The sequence below is a fragment of the Bhargavaea cecembensis genome (assembly GCF_000826125.2).
Classification (GTDB): domain Bacteria; phylum Bacillota; class Bacilli; order Bacillales_A; family Planococcaceae; genus Bhargavaea; species Bhargavaea cecembensis_B.
On sequence record NZ_LN651372.1, the window covers coordinates 89,469 to 105,592 of the forward strand.

The 16,124-nt window shown below is 57.1% G+C and carries 12 protein-coding genes and 1 pseudogene; 6 read left to right on the plus strand and 7 right to left on the minus strand.

Annotation, left to right across the window (positions count from 1 at the left end):
• Positions 1–306 precede the first annotated feature (306 nt).
• Together BN1189_RS03160 and BN1189_RS03165 are read left to right on the plus strand one after the other, a co-directional pair.
• A pseudogene (locus tag BN1189_RS03160) lies at positions 307–918 on the plus strand (ABC transporter ATP-binding protein); the annotation flags it as partial.
• 132 nt (positions 919–1,050) lie between these two features.
• Positions 1,051–2,112, plus strand: a complete 1,062-nt coding sequence (locus tag BN1189_RS03165; protein ID WP_052455609.1) for a permease — start codon at positions 1,051–1,053, stop codon at positions 2,110–2,112.
• A 972-nt stretch (positions 2,113–3,084) separates the two neighbouring features.
• Here BN1189_RS03165 and BN1189_RS03170 read toward each other — a convergent pair.
• The 4 genes from BN1189_RS03170 to nikC are packed head-to-tail and all read right to left on the minus strand — an operon-like array spanning position 3,085 to position 7,001.
• A complete protein-coding gene (locus BN1189_RS03170) occupies positions 3,085–4,116 on the minus strand; it encodes an ABC transporter ATP-binding protein (protein ID WP_040225345.1) in 1,032 nt (343 codons plus the stop codon).
• Positions 4,088–5,113 carry an ABC transporter ATP-binding protein gene (locus BN1189_RS03175; RefSeq protein WP_040225348.1) on the minus strand — a complete coding sequence of 342 codons (1,026 nt, stop codon included), beginning with the start codon at positions 5,111–5,113 and terminating at the stop codon, positions 4,088–4,090. The genes BN1189_RS03170 and BN1189_RS03175 overlap by 29 nt, the downstream gene beginning before the upstream one ends.
• Positions 5,114–5,149: 36 nt before the next feature.
• Positions 5,150–6,091 (minus strand): ABC transporter permease, encoded by a 942-nt coding sequence (locus tag BN1189_RS03180; RefSeq protein ID WP_040225350.1) that lies wholly within the window; start codon positions 6,089–6,091, stop codon positions 5,150–5,152.
• A 16-nt stretch (positions 6,092–6,107) separates the two neighbouring features.
• Positions 6,108–7,001: a nickel transporter permease gene (gene nikC / locus BN1189_RS03185; protein ID WP_040225352.1), complete on the minus strand. Its 894-nt coding sequence runs from the start codon at positions 6,999–7,001 to the stop codon at positions 6,108–6,110.
• A 282-nt stretch (positions 7,002–7,283) separates the two neighbouring features.
• On the opposite strand from nikC, the gene BN1189_RS03190 reads away from it, so the two are divergent.
• The 3 genes from BN1189_RS03190 to BN1189_RS03200 all read left to right on the plus strand — a co-directional run bounded on the left by BN1189_RS03190 (position 7,284) and on the right by BN1189_RS03200 (position 11,762).
• Positions 7,284–8,924 carry a glutathione ABC transporter substrate-binding protein gene (locus BN1189_RS03190; RefSeq protein WP_040225354.1) on the plus strand — a complete coding sequence of 547 codons (1,641 nt, stop codon included), beginning with the start codon at positions 7,284–7,286 and terminating at the stop codon, positions 8,922–8,924.
• Between the two features lie 326 nt (positions 8,925–9,250).
• The gene (locus BN1189_RS03195; protein ID WP_306610685.1) at positions 9,251–9,976 is read left to right on the plus strand and encodes a Bax inhibitor-1/YccA family protein; all 726 of its coding nucleotides are present in this window, start codon (positions 9,251–9,253) and stop codon (positions 9,974–9,976) included.
• A 184-nt stretch (positions 9,977–10,160) separates the two neighbouring features.
• Entirely contained in the window at positions 10,161–11,762 is a 1,602-nt protein-coding gene (locus BN1189_RS03200; protein WP_040225357.1) for a glutathione ABC transporter substrate-binding protein, read from the plus strand.
• Positions 11,763–11,818: 56 nt separating this feature from the next.
• Here BN1189_RS03200 and BN1189_RS03205 read toward each other — a convergent pair whose 3' ends face one another.
• Positions 11,819–12,973: a cupin domain-containing protein gene (locus tag BN1189_RS03205; protein WP_082194113.1), complete on the minus strand. Its 1,155-nt coding sequence runs from the start codon at positions 12,971–12,973 to the stop codon at positions 11,819–11,821.
• Between the two features lie 271 nt (positions 12,974–13,244).
• Here BN1189_RS03205 and BN1189_RS03210 point away from each other — a divergent pair, with 271 nt between their 5' ends.
• On the plus strand, positions 13,245–13,922 hold the full coding sequence (locus BN1189_RS03210; protein WP_040225359.1) for a YoaK family protein: 678 nt from the start codon (positions 13,245–13,247) through the stop codon (positions 13,920–13,922).
• A 45-nt stretch (positions 13,923–13,967) separates the two neighbouring features.
• Here the strand turns inward: BN1189_RS03210 and hflX are convergent, their stop codons facing one another.
• Positions 13,968–15,233 (minus strand): GTPase HflX, encoded by a 1,266-nt coding sequence (gene hflX / locus BN1189_RS03215; RefSeq protein ID WP_040225361.1) that lies wholly within the window; start codon positions 15,231–15,233, stop codon positions 13,968–13,970.
• Positions 15,234–15,282: 49 nt separating this feature from the next.
• Positions 15,283–15,987 (minus strand): VOC family protein, encoded by a 705-nt coding sequence (locus tag BN1189_RS03220; protein WP_040225364.1) that lies wholly within the window; start codon positions 15,985–15,987, stop codon positions 15,283–15,285.
• Positions 15,988–16,124: the final 137 nt, after the last annotated feature.

The following is a 16,124-nucleotide window of genomic DNA, read 5'->3' on the forward strand; positions in this document are numbered from 1 at the left end:
GGCGTTTGATGAGATTGTCATGGAAATGTGCGAGGATTTGGGAAATGTAGGGGCTTTGGGGGGCTTTGGGGGGATGTGCGTGGGGACTTAGAGGGACGTTTTTCGGCCGGGGATTTTCGAAGGCGCATGGCGGGGATTCAGAGGCGCGCGGACCGTTTCTGGAGGCGTGTTCTTTGCCACGGATTTTTCGAAGGCGCACTATGCGTTTTCGGAGGCGCGATCGTCGTCCGTCAGGCGCGCCCTGGCCCTCCCCCGGACCGACTCTTCATATTTATGCCCTTCTCCGGCCTGCACATTCTCCCGCAATCCGGACAAGGAAAAACCCGCGGCATCACGGCCGCGGGTGCACAGGTCTTATTGCTGGAGATCAACGGCGACGGCATCGATATCCGGGACATGACGATGCAGTCGCTCCGCGCCCAGATCGGCATCGTCCAGCAGGATGTCTTCCTGTTCACCGGAACGATTTTCGAAAACATCGCCTACGGAAAGCTCGGAGCCACCGAGGAAGAAGTGTATGAAGCGGCGCGCAAGGCCCACCTGGAAGAGTTCATCGCTGATCTGCAGGACGGCTATGCAACCGAAATCGGCGAACGCGGACTGAAGCTGTCCGGCGGCCAGAAGCAACGGCTCGCCATCGCCCGCATGTTCCTCAAGAACCCTCCGATTTTGATCTTGGACGAAGCGACTTCCGCACTCGACACCGAAACCGAGCGCATCATCCAGCAGTCGCTCGCCGAACTGTCAGAAGATCGGACGACGCTCGTCATCGCCCACCGGCTCGCGACCATCCGCGACGCCGACCGTGTCCTCGTCGTCACGAAAGACGGCATCGCCGAAGACGGAACGTATGATGAACTCGTTCGAAAAGGCGGCCTGTTCGCCCGGCTGCATAATATCCAGTTCCAGGAAGTGTGATCAGTGACCCCGTTCCTTTTGAGGAATGGGGCTTTTTTGATGAGGCTCGGGGATGACTCCCGCCGGGTATGGACACATCGATAAATTTGCAGTACGATAAGTCGGTTGAATAAATCCATTTTTTCGGAGGTCCTGAAAGTGAACGACCCTGCAACAAGCCCGTCTTCTTCAAAACGGACGGTATTATATGTGGCCTTATTCCTGCTCGTCGCGGTGGCCGGCCTCGCCTATGTGAAGTGGATGCCCTATTACGGCAAGAGCCTCACGGCCGCGACCACTCATTCCATCGGTGACTCGATCCTCGGCGACCCGGCGGATTCCGGCTTCTCCTGGGCCGGCACTTGGTCATATGTCATCTCATACTTCAACGCCGTCTGGAAGGCCGCCATACTCGGGATCCTGCTCGGCTCGCTCGTCCAGGTGCTCATTCCGTCGAACTGGCTGATGCGCGTTCTTGGCAAAACATCATTTGGCAGCACAGCGATCGGCGGGCTGTCCTCGCTGCCGGGAATGATGTGCACATGCTGTGCAGCACCGGTCGCAGCCGGCCTTCGCAAAAAGAATGTCTCGGTCGGCGCCGCGCTCGCATTCTGGCTCGGGAACCCTGTGCTTAATCCGGCAGTCCTCATTTTCATGACATTCGTCCTGTCCTGGAAGTTCACGCTTCTGCGCGTCGGCTTCGGACTCCTGCTCGTCTTCGGGGTCAGCTATCTTGCCAACCGGTTCGCGCCGAATGCGGTGCCCGCCGAAGTGGACCGGGTCGTGGAGAAAGCCGAGGAAGACGACGGCGGACCATTCTTCGCCCGTTGGATGAAGAGCCTCGGGACGATGGCACTTTATGTCCTGCCGACCTACTTCCTCTCCGTCCTGGTCATCGCACTCGTCCGGCCGTGGCTGTTCCCGCTCGTCGCAGACGTTTCGCCGAATACTGTCCTGATGATCGTGCTTTTCGCGATCGGCGGCATGCTGTTCGTCATTCCGACAGCCGCCGAAATCCCGATCATCCAGACGTTCATGTCAGCAGGACTCGGCGCCGGCCCGGCCGGTGCACTGCTCCTCACGCTTCCCGCCATCAGCCTGCCGTCGCTGCTGCTCGTCGCCCGCTCCTTCCCGCGCAAAGTCCTGTGGTTCACCGCAGGCTCGGTTGTATTGCTCGGGATTGCGAGCGGTCTGACCGGACTATTGGTGCTATAGTTGAAACCCCCTGTCCCTTTTTAGCGGGCGGGGGGTTTTTGACTTTAGGAAGGGCCCGCTTCGCTTATTGGGCAAATGGGAGAGTGTCAACTTTGTTATGGCGAGTGTCAATCTTTTTATGTCGAGTGCTAATTTTAATCGGGTGAATGGCAACTTTGCGAGTGTAAGTGTCAACTTCGGCAAAGAGTGGAGTGTGCTTCAATTGGTGAGCCGCCTGTGGAGGAACGTTTGGCTCAATGTATTGTAAACCTGCTCTCCATATTTCAAATCCCTCTCCCATATTGTAAATCTACTCTCCATATTTCAATTTCCCCTCTCATATTGTAATTCTGCCCTCCATGTTTTAAATTCCCTCTCCATATTGTAAATCCACTCTCCATGTTTCAAATCCCTCTCCCATATTGTAAATCTACTCTCCATATTTCAATTTCCCCTCTCCATATTGTAAATCCACTCTCCATATTTCAAATCCCTCTGCCATATTGTAAATCTGCTCTCCATGTTTTAAATTCTCTCTCCATATTGTAAATCCACTCTCCATGTTTCAAATCCCTCTCCCATATTGTAAATCTACTCTCCATATTTCAATTTCCCCTCTCCATATTGTAAATCTGCTTTCCATATTTCAAATCCCTCTGCCATATTGTAAACCTGCTCTCCATATTTCAAATCCCTCTCCCATATTATAAATCTACTCTCCATATTTCAATTTCCCCTCCCATATTGTAAATCTACTCTCCATATTTTAAATTCCCTCTCCATATTATAATTCCGCTCTCTATGTTTCAATTTCCCCTCCCATATTGTAAATCCACTCTCCATATTTCAAATCCCTCTGCCATATTGTAAATCCACTCTCCATATTTCAAATCCTGCCGCCCTATTGTAATTTCCACGCTCCCCTTGCACCCCCAACTCCTCAATCAAAAAACCGGAAGCCCGCGATGACTGCGGGCTTCCGGTTTGTTCTTATTAAAATGCGGCGGTTTCCATGTAGTTCGGCTGCAGTTCGCCGCTTTCGATTTCTTCGACGAAGTGGCAGGCGGCTTCGTGGCCTTCTTTCATGCTGTCGTGGCGGTAGAGTTCCGGCACGTCGGTGCGGCATTTTTCCTGGGCGAACGGGCACCGGGTGTGGAACCGGCAGCCGGTCGGCGGGTCGATCGGAGACGGGACATCGCCGCGGAGGACGATGTGGTTCCGTTCACGGTCGGGATCCGGCACGGGAATGGCCGACAGGAGTGCCTTCGTGTATGGGTGTTTCGGGCTGTCGAAGATCGAGTGCTTGTCGCCGATCTCCATGATTTTCCCGAGATACATGACGATGACGCGGTCCGAGATGTGCCGGACGACGCCGAGGTCATGGGAGATGAACAGATAGGTCAAGTTGTATTCTTTCTGCAGTTCGGCGAGCAGGTTCAGCACCTGCGCCTGGATCGATACGTCAAGCGCCGAGACGGCCTCGTCGCAGATGATGAGCTTCGGGTCCACGGAAAGGGCGCGGGCAATGCCGATCCGCTGTCGCTGGCCGCCGGAAAATTCATGGGGATAGCGGTCCGCCTGCGCGGCATTCAGCCCGACCGTTTCGAGCAGCTCGATGATCCGTTTTCGGCGGTCCTTTCTCGGGAGCACTTTCTGGATTTCCATCGCTTCATTCAGAACGTCCGAGACGGTCTGGCGAGGGTTGATCGACGCGTACGGGTCCTGGAAGATGATCTGCAGGTCCTTCCGGTGCTTCCGCATGTCGCCTTTCGATAAGGTTGTCAGGTCTTCCCCTTCAAAGAACACCTTTCCTTCGGTCGGTTCCTCAAGCCGCAGGATGGCGCGTCCGGTCGTCGACTTGCCGCAGCCGGATTCGCCGACGATGGAGACGGTTTCGCCTTCATGTACGGTGAAGCTGATGTCATCGACCGCTTTGACGTGGTTGACCGTCCGGCCGAGGAAGCCGCCCTTGATCGGGAAATACTGTTTCAGCCCGTCAACGACGAGCAATTCTTTCTTCGCCAAAGACGTCCACCTCCTTTTCTCCCGGCCATTTTTCATCGTAGATCCAGCAGCGGACCTGGTTGCCCTCGCCGTCGTCGAACAGCTCCGGCATGACGGCGCGGCACAGATCGGTCGCGGCCGGGCAACGCGGATGGAACCGGCAGCCGACCGGCATGTTCAGCGGCGTCGGGACCGTGCCGTCGATCGGAATCAGTTTCTCCTGATCCTCGTCCGGGCGCGGCAATGATTTCAGCAGCCCGATCGTGTACGGGTGCTTCGGCTCGCGGAACAAAGTCCGGACGTCGCTGTATTCGACGACCTGTCCCGCGTACATGACGGCGACATAGTCGCACGTCTCGGCAACGACGCCGAGATCGTGCGTGATGAGGACGACGGACATGCCCATGCGCTTCTGGAGATCCCGGATCAGCCCGAGGATCTGCGCCTGGATCGTCACGTCGAGTGCGGTCGTCGGTTCGTCCGCGATGAGGATTTCCGGATTGCAGGCGAGCGCCATCGCGATCATGACCCGCTGGCGCATGCCGCCGGACAGCTCATACGGATACTGTTTCACCCGTTTTTCGGGCGACGGGATGCCGACGAGCTTCAGCAGGTCGACAGACTTGGCCATCGCCGCCTTTTTCCCCATGTCCTGGTGCTCGATCAGCGTTTCGGAGATCTGCTGGCCGACGGTGAACACCGGGTTGAGCGAAGTCATCGGCTCCTGGAAGATCATCGAGATCTTATTGCCCCGGAGGCTCCGCATTTTCTTTTCCGTATAGGTGAGCAGGTTGTCGCCCTTGAACCGCACTTCCCCGCCGACGACCTTGCCGTTCGAGGCGAGCAGGCGGAGGATCGACAGCGAGGTGATGCTCTTGCCCGAGCCGGACTCGCCGACGATGCCGATTGTCTTTCCTTTCGGGACGGAGAAGCTGACGCCGTCAACGGCCTTCACTTCCCCCTCATCCGTAAAGAAGGAGGTGCGCAGGTCGCGCACGTCCAGGATGGTTTCTTCCATGTTGCTTCCCCCTTGGGCCCATTGGCCGGTTCTGAATCAGCCGAGGTCGATCCGCTTGTTGAGCAATTTATATGAGATATCCACGATCAGGTTGACGAAGACGAACAGGACGGCGATCACGAGGACCGCTCCCTGGACGATCGGGAAGTCCCGGGTGTTGATCGCCTGGACGGTGAGCCGCCCCATGCCGTTGATGGCGAAGATCGTCTCGGTGAGGACCGCCCCGCCGAGGAATCCGCCGAATTCGAGCCCGACGACGGTGACGACCGGGATGAGCGCATTTTTCAGCGCATGCCGGTACGTGACGATCCGGTCGGAAAGGCCCTTTGCCCGCGCCGTCCGGATATAATCCTGGCCGATGACTTCAAGCATCGAGGAACGGGTCATGCGGGCGATGATCGCCGCACCCCCGGTCCCGAGCGTGATGACCGGCAGGACGACCTGACGCCAGCTGTCACCCCAGCCGGAAGGCCTCAGTTTCGCCCATTCCGGCAGCCAGTCCCCGCCGATCGCAAACCAGTCGATGAGCAGGAGCCCGAGCCAGAAGTTCGGCATCGAGAGGCCGAACAGGGCGACGACCATGATTGCCGTATCGGTGAATGTGTAATGGCGGACCGCCGAGATGATCCCTGCCATCAGGCCGATGAAGACGGCAAGGATCGTGGCATAGGCGGCAAGTTCCACCGTCACCCAGAAGCGCGTCTTGATCTCATCGACGACCGGGCGGCCGCTGCGGACCGAATTCCCGAGGTCGCCCTGAACGACGCCGCTCATATAGTTAAGGTACTGCTTGTGGATCGGGTCGTTCAGTCCGAGTCGCTCCCGGATCTGCTCGACCGTCTTCTCCGGTGCTCCTTCCCCCGCGATGATCTGCGCCGGGTCTCCCGGGATGAGGTGCATCAGGGAGAAGACGAGAATGGACACGCCGATGAGAACCGGGATCGTCTGCAAAAGACGCCGGATGATATATTTGGTCATTCTGTTTCCCCCTCAGTCAATTGTTCATTTTCGGATCGAGTGCATCGCGGAGTCCGTCGCCGAAGATGTTGAAGGCGAGAACGACGATGACGATCATGATCCCCGGGATGAGCACCATATGCGGCGCGTCATGCATGTAAGTCCGGCCGGCTGACAGCATCGCGCCCCATTCCGGTGCCGGCGGCTGTGCGCCGAGACCGAGGAATGACAGGCCGCTCGCCGTCAGGACGGCAGTCGCAATCCGCAGCGTCGCCTGCACGATGATCGGCGATGTGACGTTCGGCAGGATATGCTTGAAGATGATCCGGACGTCAGACGCACCGAGTGCTTTCATGGCGTCTATGTATTCGAGCTTCCGGACCGACAGGGCGGACCCCCGCACAATCCGGGCGAATGCCGGCACGGAGAAGATCCCGATCGCGATGATCATGTTCGTCAGGCTTCCGCCGAGGACACTCACGATCGCGAGGGCGAGAAGGATGCCCGGGAATGCGAGCAGGATGTCCATGATCCGCATGATGATCGTATCGACCCAGCCGCCGTAGTAGCCGGCGACGATGCCGAAAATGACGCCGACCACGCCGCCGATCGCCACGGACACGAATCCGACGATGAGCGTCAGCTTCGTCCCGTGGATGATGCGCGTGAACATATCCCGTCCGTAGTTGTCCGTTCCGAACCAGTGATCCGCGGACGGCGGCTGGTTCTTGTTTGTAATATCAGTTGCGTTTGGATCCACGGTCGTCAGCATCGGACCGAAAATCGCCAGCAGGATGAAGAATACGACGATTCCCCCGCCGATGACGGCCGATTTGTTTTTCCTCAGCCGCCTCCAGATCCCCTTGTACATCTCAAGGCGGGGATTATATTGCCTTTTTGGCCGTGCGGCTTCCGCTGCTTGCTGCGGCATGCTACTATCCCTCTTTCCCCCTGGGGCGGAGGCATTTGCCCAGCCCCGTTTATCAGATACTTAATCGTTACTATAACATGAACAATCTAAATTCTGAATGCGTTTTTGCAATTCAATTTTCGAAGGAAGGAATAATGCCCATCTTTGACTCTCATTTGCAGGTTTGCGCGTTCATTAAATGAAACTGCTATTGTGTTCCATGCCGGTCTATGGTATATTTTTTCTGAATATTGCGGTCGGTTTTCGCCGTAATAGTCAAAACAAATAGTAGGGGGAGACTGCATGAAGAACAAACGCAGTACGCTGCTGCTGTTCATCCTGATGCTTGTCGTGTCCATGTTCCTCGCGGCATGCGCCGGCGGAGGCAGCGACAATAACGCCTCGGACAGCGGAGACAAAAACAAGGATGACGACAAGACTACAGAAGAAGGCACTACGGATGAAGGTGCAGAAGGCGGAGACCTCGTCCTCGCGGTTCTGTCCGACGCATCCTCGCTTGACCCGCACGGATCCAACGATGTTCCGTCCTCCGTCGTACAGGATAATATTTTCGAAACACTCGTAACACGCAACGATGACAATGAGATCGAGCCAGGCCTCGCAACCGAATGGAATGCGATCGATGACACGACTTGGGAGTTCAAGCTCCAAGAAGGCGTCAAGTTCCATGACGGCGAAGACTTCAATGCCGAAGCCGTCAAGAAGAGCTTCGAGCGCGTACTCGATGAAAAAGTCGCTTCGCCGCGCTACTTCCTCTTCGAAATGGTCAACAGCGTCGATGTCATCGACGACTATACGGTCCAGTTCAAGACCGACTATCCGTTTGCCCCGCTGCTTGCCCACCTTTCCCACAACGGCGGCAGCATCATCAGCCCGAAATCGATCGATGAAGATTATGCGGCGATGGAAGACGGCAAAGAGCCGGGCTCCGTCATTTCCGAGCATCCGGTCGGCACCGGCTTCTTCAAGTTCGACAGCTGGAGCCCGGGTTCGGAAATCAAGCTCGTGAAAAACGACGACTATTGGAACGGAACGGCAAAAGTCGATTCCGTCGCCTTCAAGGTTGTCCCTGAAAGCGCAACGCGTGTAGCCGAACTCGAAACCGGCAACGCGCACATCATCGATCCGGTCCAGCCGAACGAAGTCGCGCGCATCAACGACTCCGGCAACGCAACGGTGGACCAGACACCGTCTTCCAGCCTCTCGTATATCGGCTTCAACACAGAGAAGGCACCATTTGACGACGTCCGCGTCCGTCAGGCCATCTCCATGGTCGTCAACAAGGACGAGATGATCGAAGGCGTTTACGAAGGATTCGGCGTTCCGGCCAAGGGCCCGCTCGCTCCCGGCATCTTCGGCTATGACGAAGATCTGAAAGCGATCGAGCAAAATCCGGAAGAAGCCAAGAAGCTCCTTGAAGAAGCAGGCTACGGCGACGGCTTCTCGACAACTATCTGGACAAACGACAACCCGCAGCGCGTTGATATGGCTGTCCTTCTCCAGCAAAAGCTGAAGGACCTGAACATCGACGTCAAGATCGAGCAGATGGAATTCGGCACGTACCTCGAAAAGACGGCTGCCGGCGAGCATGACATGTTCATCCTCGGCTGGTCCAACCCGACGGGAGATGCAGACTATGGTCTCTATGCCCTCTTCCACTCGTCCCAGAAAGGCGACCCGGGCAACCGCTCGTTCTATGACAACGCCGAAGTCGACAAACTGCTCGATGAAGGCCGCAAAGAAACGGATCCTGATGCACGCGTAGACATCTATGCGAAGGCACAGGAACAGATCGTCGATGATGCTCCGATGATCTTCATCCATCACCAAGAGTACCTTGTCGGCGTCAGCGACAAGGTCAAAGGATTCAGCATCGACCAGGCTGGTATCTACCAGCTCAAAGACGTCACACTTTCCGAGTAATGAATGATGAAACCGGCTCCCGCTTTTTTTGGCGGGGGCCGGTTTTTTGGATGTTCGGGGGGGAATCGGGTGAGTGTCATCGCAAGCCGGTCGAGTGTTATCGCAAGCCGATCGAGTGTCATCGCATATGGCATGGGTGTCATCGCAAGCCGCGTGAGTGTCACCGGAACATCCGAGGACAATCGGCCGTCCTGATAGAAGACGCATCCGGGACCGGATCGGCGGCTATAAGGAGTATCTCCGTCTCCCTTTTTCAGGTTCCCCGTGCTATAATTCCATACAACCGGCAGCCGTTCATGTGCTGCCATCACAGGAGGCCAATCCCTTTGCAATCCAATAACCCGATTTTAAAAAATGAAGAGTTCGACCGTTCCGCGTACGCCGGTGAACGGATGTCCGTCGCCGGCACCGTCAATAAGACGACGCTGTCCCTCTTGCTGTTGTTCGCTTCCGCCGCGTATGTCTGGTTCAAGTCGTTCGCGGGCGATCCCGTCTTCGGTCTCATGATCGGCGGGGCGATCGGCGCCCTCGTGCTCGTATTCGTGACGATGTTCTTCCAGGCGGCCGCTCCGGTCACCGTCCCGCTCTATGCCATCCTCGAAGGGCTGTTCGTCGGCGGGATCTCCGCCATGTACCAGAACCTCTTCGACGGCATCGTCATGCAGGCGGTCCTCCTGACGATCGGCGTCATGGCGGTCATGCTCGTCCTTTACCGGACCGGCATCCTCAAGGCGACGCCGGCTTTCCGCAAGGGTGTCATCGTGGCGACACTGGCCATTCTCGTCGTGTATGTCATCGATATCCTGCTCCGATTGTTCGGCATGGCGATGCCGTTCCTCCATGACGCCGGACCGGTCGGCATCATTATCAGCCTGGTGATCGTCGGAGTGGCGGCGCTGAACTTCATCATCGACTTTGACTCGATCGAGCACAGCGTCCGGATCGGCGCCCCGAAAAGTATGGAATGGATCGGCGCGCTCGGACTCATGACGACGCTCGTCTGGCTTTACCTGGAGATGCTCCGCCTTCTCTCCAAGTTCAACCGCGACTGAGGGTTTTCCCGGCCGGTTCTGCCTACGCAGAACCGGTCTTTTCATTTTTTCCGGCGGATCTATCGCTTGTTTCCGTCTAACTTCCCATCTTTTCAGAAAACTATTGCCGGCCTTCGACAAACGTGATATATTTTCTGAATATTACGCGGTGGTAAATGGCGTGATGACAAAGGGGGAAATTCACATGAAGCAGAAAACCGGTTTGTTGCTGGCCCTGCTGCTCGTTCTGTCCGCGTTCCTCGCGGCCTGTGCGGGCGGCGGTTCGGCGGATGAGGGAACAAAAGAGGACGGAACTGCGCCGGCGGCCGACGGGGAAGGCGGAGATCTTGTGCTCGCCGTCCTGTCGGATGCCTCCTCGCTCGATCCGCACGGCTCCAACGACGTGCCGTCCAACAACATCCACGCCAATATTTACGATACGCTCGTCAGGCTCACGCCGGACAGCGAGATTGAGCCGAGCCTCGCGAAGGAGTGGGAGCAGGTTGACGACACAACCTGGGAGTTCAAGCTTCAGGAAGGCGTCAAATTCCACGACGGGGAAGATTTCAATGCGGAGGCCGTGAAGAAAAGCCTCGACCGCGTACGCGACCCGGAAGTCGGCTCTCCGCGTTTCTATCTGTATGAAATGATCAACAGCGTGGAAGCCGTCGACGACTATACCGTCCGGATCAAGACGGACTATCCGTTCGCCCCGCTCCTGTCGCATCTCGCGCATGACGGCGGCAGCATGATCAGCCCGAAATCGATCGATGCGGATTATGCCGCCATGAAGGAAGGCAAGGAACCGGGGTCGGTCATTTCCGCAGACCCGGTCGGCACCGGCTATTTCAAGTTCGAAAGCTGGGACCCGGGTTCGGAAATCAAGCTCGTGAAAAACGAAGACTACTGGAACGGCGCACCGAAAGCCGACTCCGTCACATTCAAAGTCGTCCCGGAAAGCGCCACGCGCGTCGCGGAACTGGAAACCGGCAACGCCCACATCATCGATCCGGTTCAGCCGAACGAAGTGGCGCAGATCAATGACTCCGGCAGCGCAGAGGTGAATCAGGAACTGTCCCGAAGCCTCAGCTATCTCGGCTTCAACACACAGAAAGCGCCATTTGATGATGTCCGCGTCCGCCAGGCGATCTCCCTGATGGTCGACAATGACGAGATCGTCGAGGGTATCTACGACGGATTCGGCATCCCGGCGGAAGGCCCGCTGGCTCCGGGATCGTTCGGCTACGATGAGAACATCAAGGGCATCGAGCATAACCCGGAAAAAGCGAAAAAGCTCCTTGAGGAAGCAGGCTACGGGGACGGCTTCAAAGCCGAAATCTGGACGAACGACAACCCGCAGCGCGTCGACATCGCCGTCCTGCTGCAACAGAAGCTGAAAGACCTGAATATCGACATCAGCATCCAGCAGATGGAGTTCGGGGCCTATCTCAAGCAGACGGCGGCAGGCGATCATGACATGTTCATCCTCGGCTGGTCGAACTCGACTGGAGACGCGGACAACGGACTCTACTCCCTGTTCCACTCGTCCCAGCATGGGGATGCGGGCAACCGTTCCTTCTATGACAACCCCGAAGTGGACAAACTGCTGGACGACGGACGCAAGGAGACCGATCCGGATGCCCGGTTCGCCATTTACGAAAAGATCCAGAAGACCTTGATCGAAGATGCCCCGATGGTCTATATCCATCACCAGGAGTACCTCACGGGCGTCGCCGGCAATGTCGAAGGCTTTACGATCGATCCGAGCGGCATCTATCAGCTCAAAGACGTTACAATCACGCAATGACAACAAAAGCCTGCCGGGAAACCATCAATCGGTTTCCGGCAGGCTTTTTCATTCGTTCACTGTCCGTCTTGGTCCCATTTCACGACCGGGCGCTGGTCGCTGTGAAGATGATTGTTGATGAAGTCGTCGCTCAGCGGCAGATGCTCTTTGAGCAGCTTCGGCGGTGTCTGCGACATCCAGCGGCTAAGGGAAATTTCCTCGAAGCGGTCGCTCCTGAACATCTCGAGGAATTTCAGCGTGGTGTCGCCGGTGTTCTGGATATAATGCCCCATCGCAAATGGCACGTATCCCGCGTCGCCTTCCCGGTAGTCATAGGTTCTCGCTTTTCCGGTCGCGGCGAACACCGTCATCCGGCCCTGGCCTTCAAGATAAAACTGCCACTCGGCTTGGTTCGGATGCCAGTGCATTTCGCGTATCCCGCCGGGTTCGACTTCAACGAGCGCCGCGGCGACCGTCTTGGACTGCTTGAAGTTGCTGGAGTCGGCAATACGGGCAGTGCCGCCTTTTGTCTTCACCGGCTCCACGTCATACAGGCTGAACGTGAACGGCGACTGGACTCCGCGGTTCGCGTCTTCCGGCAGTTCCTGGATGATCGGTCCCGGCACTTCGCCCTGGAACATATAAAGCTCTCCGTCCAGGAAGTTGTCGAATGTCTCTTCCGGGACACCGAAATTCGCGGCAAGCACGTCTTTCGGCGTATGGGCGAACCAGTCGGCAATCGAGAATGTGCTGTTTTCGGAGAAATAGCCGTCATCAAAAACAAGAATGAATTCCGCCCCGTGCTCAAGACCCTTGATGGAGTGCGGGATGCCCGGCGGGAAGTACCAGAGGCCGCCTTCCTCGACGTCATCCACGAAAATCTGCCCTTCCTGGTCAATCGCCGTCACCCGGGCGGACCCTTTGATCATGAATGCCCATTCCGCCTCTTTATGCCAGTGAAGCTCCCGGACCCCGCCCGGTTCCAGGTGCATGTTCACGCCGGCAATCGTATCCGACGCCGGCATTTCCCTGGCTGTCACTTCCCGCGACCAGCCGCCTTCCTGGATGCGCATATGGCTCAGTTCATAAGGGAACTTGAGGCTCGGCATCGTCCCATGGTCCGTCTCCGGCGAGACGATCGTGTCCGGGTTCTGGCGGTCAAGCTCCGGATTCCTTGCCCCCCCAGATGTCGCCTCCCTTGTTCCCTCTCCTCGGCTGCGGCAATTCTTCATTTTGAATTATGCGTGTTTTTTTATCCATTTAACTTTCCCCTCTCCTTCATGGTTGAACGGCTCTGCACCTGTCCGGAAAGCAAGAAATATGTTCCAAAACAGATGTACACATTCCACTTCTACCCGTTCCAGAAAGTAAAACACATCGAATCTCCTGCTCTCCCGGTAATCTGCCTGGTCACGCCCGGAAAGCATAGGACCAATATAATGGGGTATTGGCATACTGCGTCCATATTTAGACAATCAGGACTGGGAGAAGGGAGGTGGACAGATGGGAGAAAAATCCGATTACCGCAAAAGGACATTGAGCACACTGACTATCTTCGCCACGTTTCTGATGGGATTCATTGACGCTTACACCTACATGAAGCATGACGGGGTGTTCGTCAGCGCACAGACAGGCAACATCATTGTGTTCAGCGCCAAGCTGTTTTCCGGAGCCTGGCACGAAGCGGCGAAGCATATCACCGTCTTTGCCGGGTTCGCGGCAGGCGCGTTCGTCGGAGAGGCGACCATCGAAAAAGCGGAAGGGGATTCATTGAGAAGATACCGGGTATTCCTGATTTCCCAAGGCGCGCTCTTGCTTCTCCTGGCCTCTTTTCAAGATTCGATCGGAAACCCGGTCATGGTGTTTGCACTCGGGCTGCTCGCAGGCTATGAGCTGTCGATCTTCCGGAAAGTCGGAAATACGACCATCAACAATGGAATCATGACGGGGAATACGAAAAACATGATGAACAAGCTGTACCGGGCCATCGCCGACCGCGACCGGGAAGCGCGTCGGGATTTCTTCAATCTGCTCGCCGGTCTGGTCACTTTCATTTTCGGCGTCGGTGCCGGCGCCCTTGTCGTGGGTTTGGATGCCACGCTGATCCTCTGGTTTGCGTTCCTGTTCAATATCCTGCTCTTCGCCTGGCTGATCGTCGCCGGACGGAAAGAGAAAGCGTGATCGGCGAAAAAATGCCCTCTCCACAGAAAGCGGAGAGGGCATTTCTTATTGGACAAATTCGGAAAACCGGTTCCGGTCCGCTTCTCTCATATCCACTTCCATGAGCGTTCCGTCCTCGGTATACTCGGTTTCCCGGACGTCGGCATGTTCGTTCACCCAGGACACGATGTCCCCGCGGTCGAACGGGACGAGAAGCCGGCAGCGGACATAATCGCCGAACACTTTCGAGGCGATCAGACGGGTGAGCACATGGATGTCCTCCTCGTCTTTTGCGGACATCCAGATGCTGCTGTCCTGGACCCTCGGATGTTCCAGGCCGGCGAGGTCCGACTTGTTATAGACGAACAGTTCCGGGATGCCTTCGATGCCGATGTCGGAGAGGGTCTCTTCCGTGACTTCCATCATATACCGGTACTCCGGATGGGAAACGTCGACGACCTGCAGGAGCAGGTCCGCATCCGCCGCCTCCTCAAGCGTCGAGCGGAATGCCTTGACGAGGTGATGGGGCAGCCGGCCGACGAATCCGACCGTGTCGGTCAGCAGAAATTCCCGGTTGTCCTCCAGGTGGATGTTGCGGACAGACGTATCCAGCGTCGCGAACAGCATGTCCTTCTCCAGCACTTGCCGGCCTCCTTCTTCTCCGAGTCCCGACAGCATCCCATTCATGATCGTCGACTTTCCGGCGTTCGTGTAGCCGACGAGCGAGACGACCGGCACTTCCCGCTTCACCCGGCGTTTCCGCTGCGTTTCCCGGTGGACCTTGACGGATTCCAGTTCTCTTCGCAGGCGGGCGATCTGATCCTCGATTTTCCGCCGGTCGAGTTCAAGCTTCGTCTCCCCCGGCCCCCGGGTCGCGACTCCGCCGCCCGTTGATCCGGCCTGCCGGCTGAGCGAGGCGCGCAGACCGACGAGACGCGGCAGCATATATTGGAGCTGCGCCAGTTCGACCTGCATCTGCGCCTCTTTCGTCTTTGCCCGCCGGGCGAAAATATCCAAAATCAGCATCGTCCGGTCGATCACTTTCGTTTCAAGCTCCGTCTCCAGGTTTCTGATCTGGGACGGTGACAGTTCATCATTGAAAATGACGATATTCGAACCCGTCTCGTCATGGAAAGCCTTGATCTCCTTCACTTTGCCCGAGCCGATGTAATGCGAAGGATTCACCCGGTCAAGTCCCTGCGTGACCGCTCCGGACACTTCGACCCCGCATGCTTCCGCGAGGCTGGCCAACTCTTCCATCGAATAGTCAAACTGCTCGTCCCGGTCCAGTTCCACGCCGACGAGTACTGCACGTTCCTGCATTTCTTCCATATAGGCGTCCCTCCGTTCCTACCTTCAGTATACCCTGAAACCACGCGGTTCAGCTCTCCGGCTCCCGGATGAGTGTCACATCCGCCAGCCGCTCCGGCCCCGTCCCGCCCCGGACAAAGACGAGATCGACACCGTTCTCCAGCCTGATCCGGTCCGCTTCCGGCGCCTCGAGTCCGAGCACTTCCGACCAGCGGACAGCAGACCGGACCGGATCCTTCACCTGGAATGTGCATTCCGTGATTTGGAAGGCCCGGTTCTCTTCCGGCATTGTCCCCGAACCGATCAGGCCGGCCAGCCGTTCCCCGTCCGGCATCCCCCAGTCGATGAAGAACGGAAACGGCAGCGACTCTCCCGGATCCTGGTCGATGAACAGCATCTGCCATTCCAGCAGTTCGCCCGAGGCGGTCCGCCTGGAGGCATCCAGCACGCCCGATGTCCGGAAGCCGTGCTCTTTCAGCTGTTCCTCAAACCGGTGCAAATCCCCCGGTCTCAGGCAGACCGTTCCCCACCCCGGCCCCTGCCGGAGGTCATGGAGCAACAGGCGGGTGAGCGGATGCTCCGAACGTCCTGCGATTTCCGGTTTTTCCACGGACAGCGCTTCCAGGTAACCGTTTCCCGCATAAAACAAAGCGTTTTGCGTGCCCCATGCCTCATGGCTTCCGCCGGGAGCGGCAGTCATCCCCTGCCTCGCCCAGCGCTCTGCCTCTTCCTCCGGCGTCCGGTCACTGAAATAAACGGCGTGATCAAATTTCATATGGATCTTCCCCTTTCCCTGAACTCTTCCAATCTGGCCCTAAAGTCGCATCTTCCTTGCAAATACCCGTTTTGCCCTTGAAAGCGCTGTCTAACTTCGGTACCCTCGGGTATACACCATTATGACGGTAATTCTGT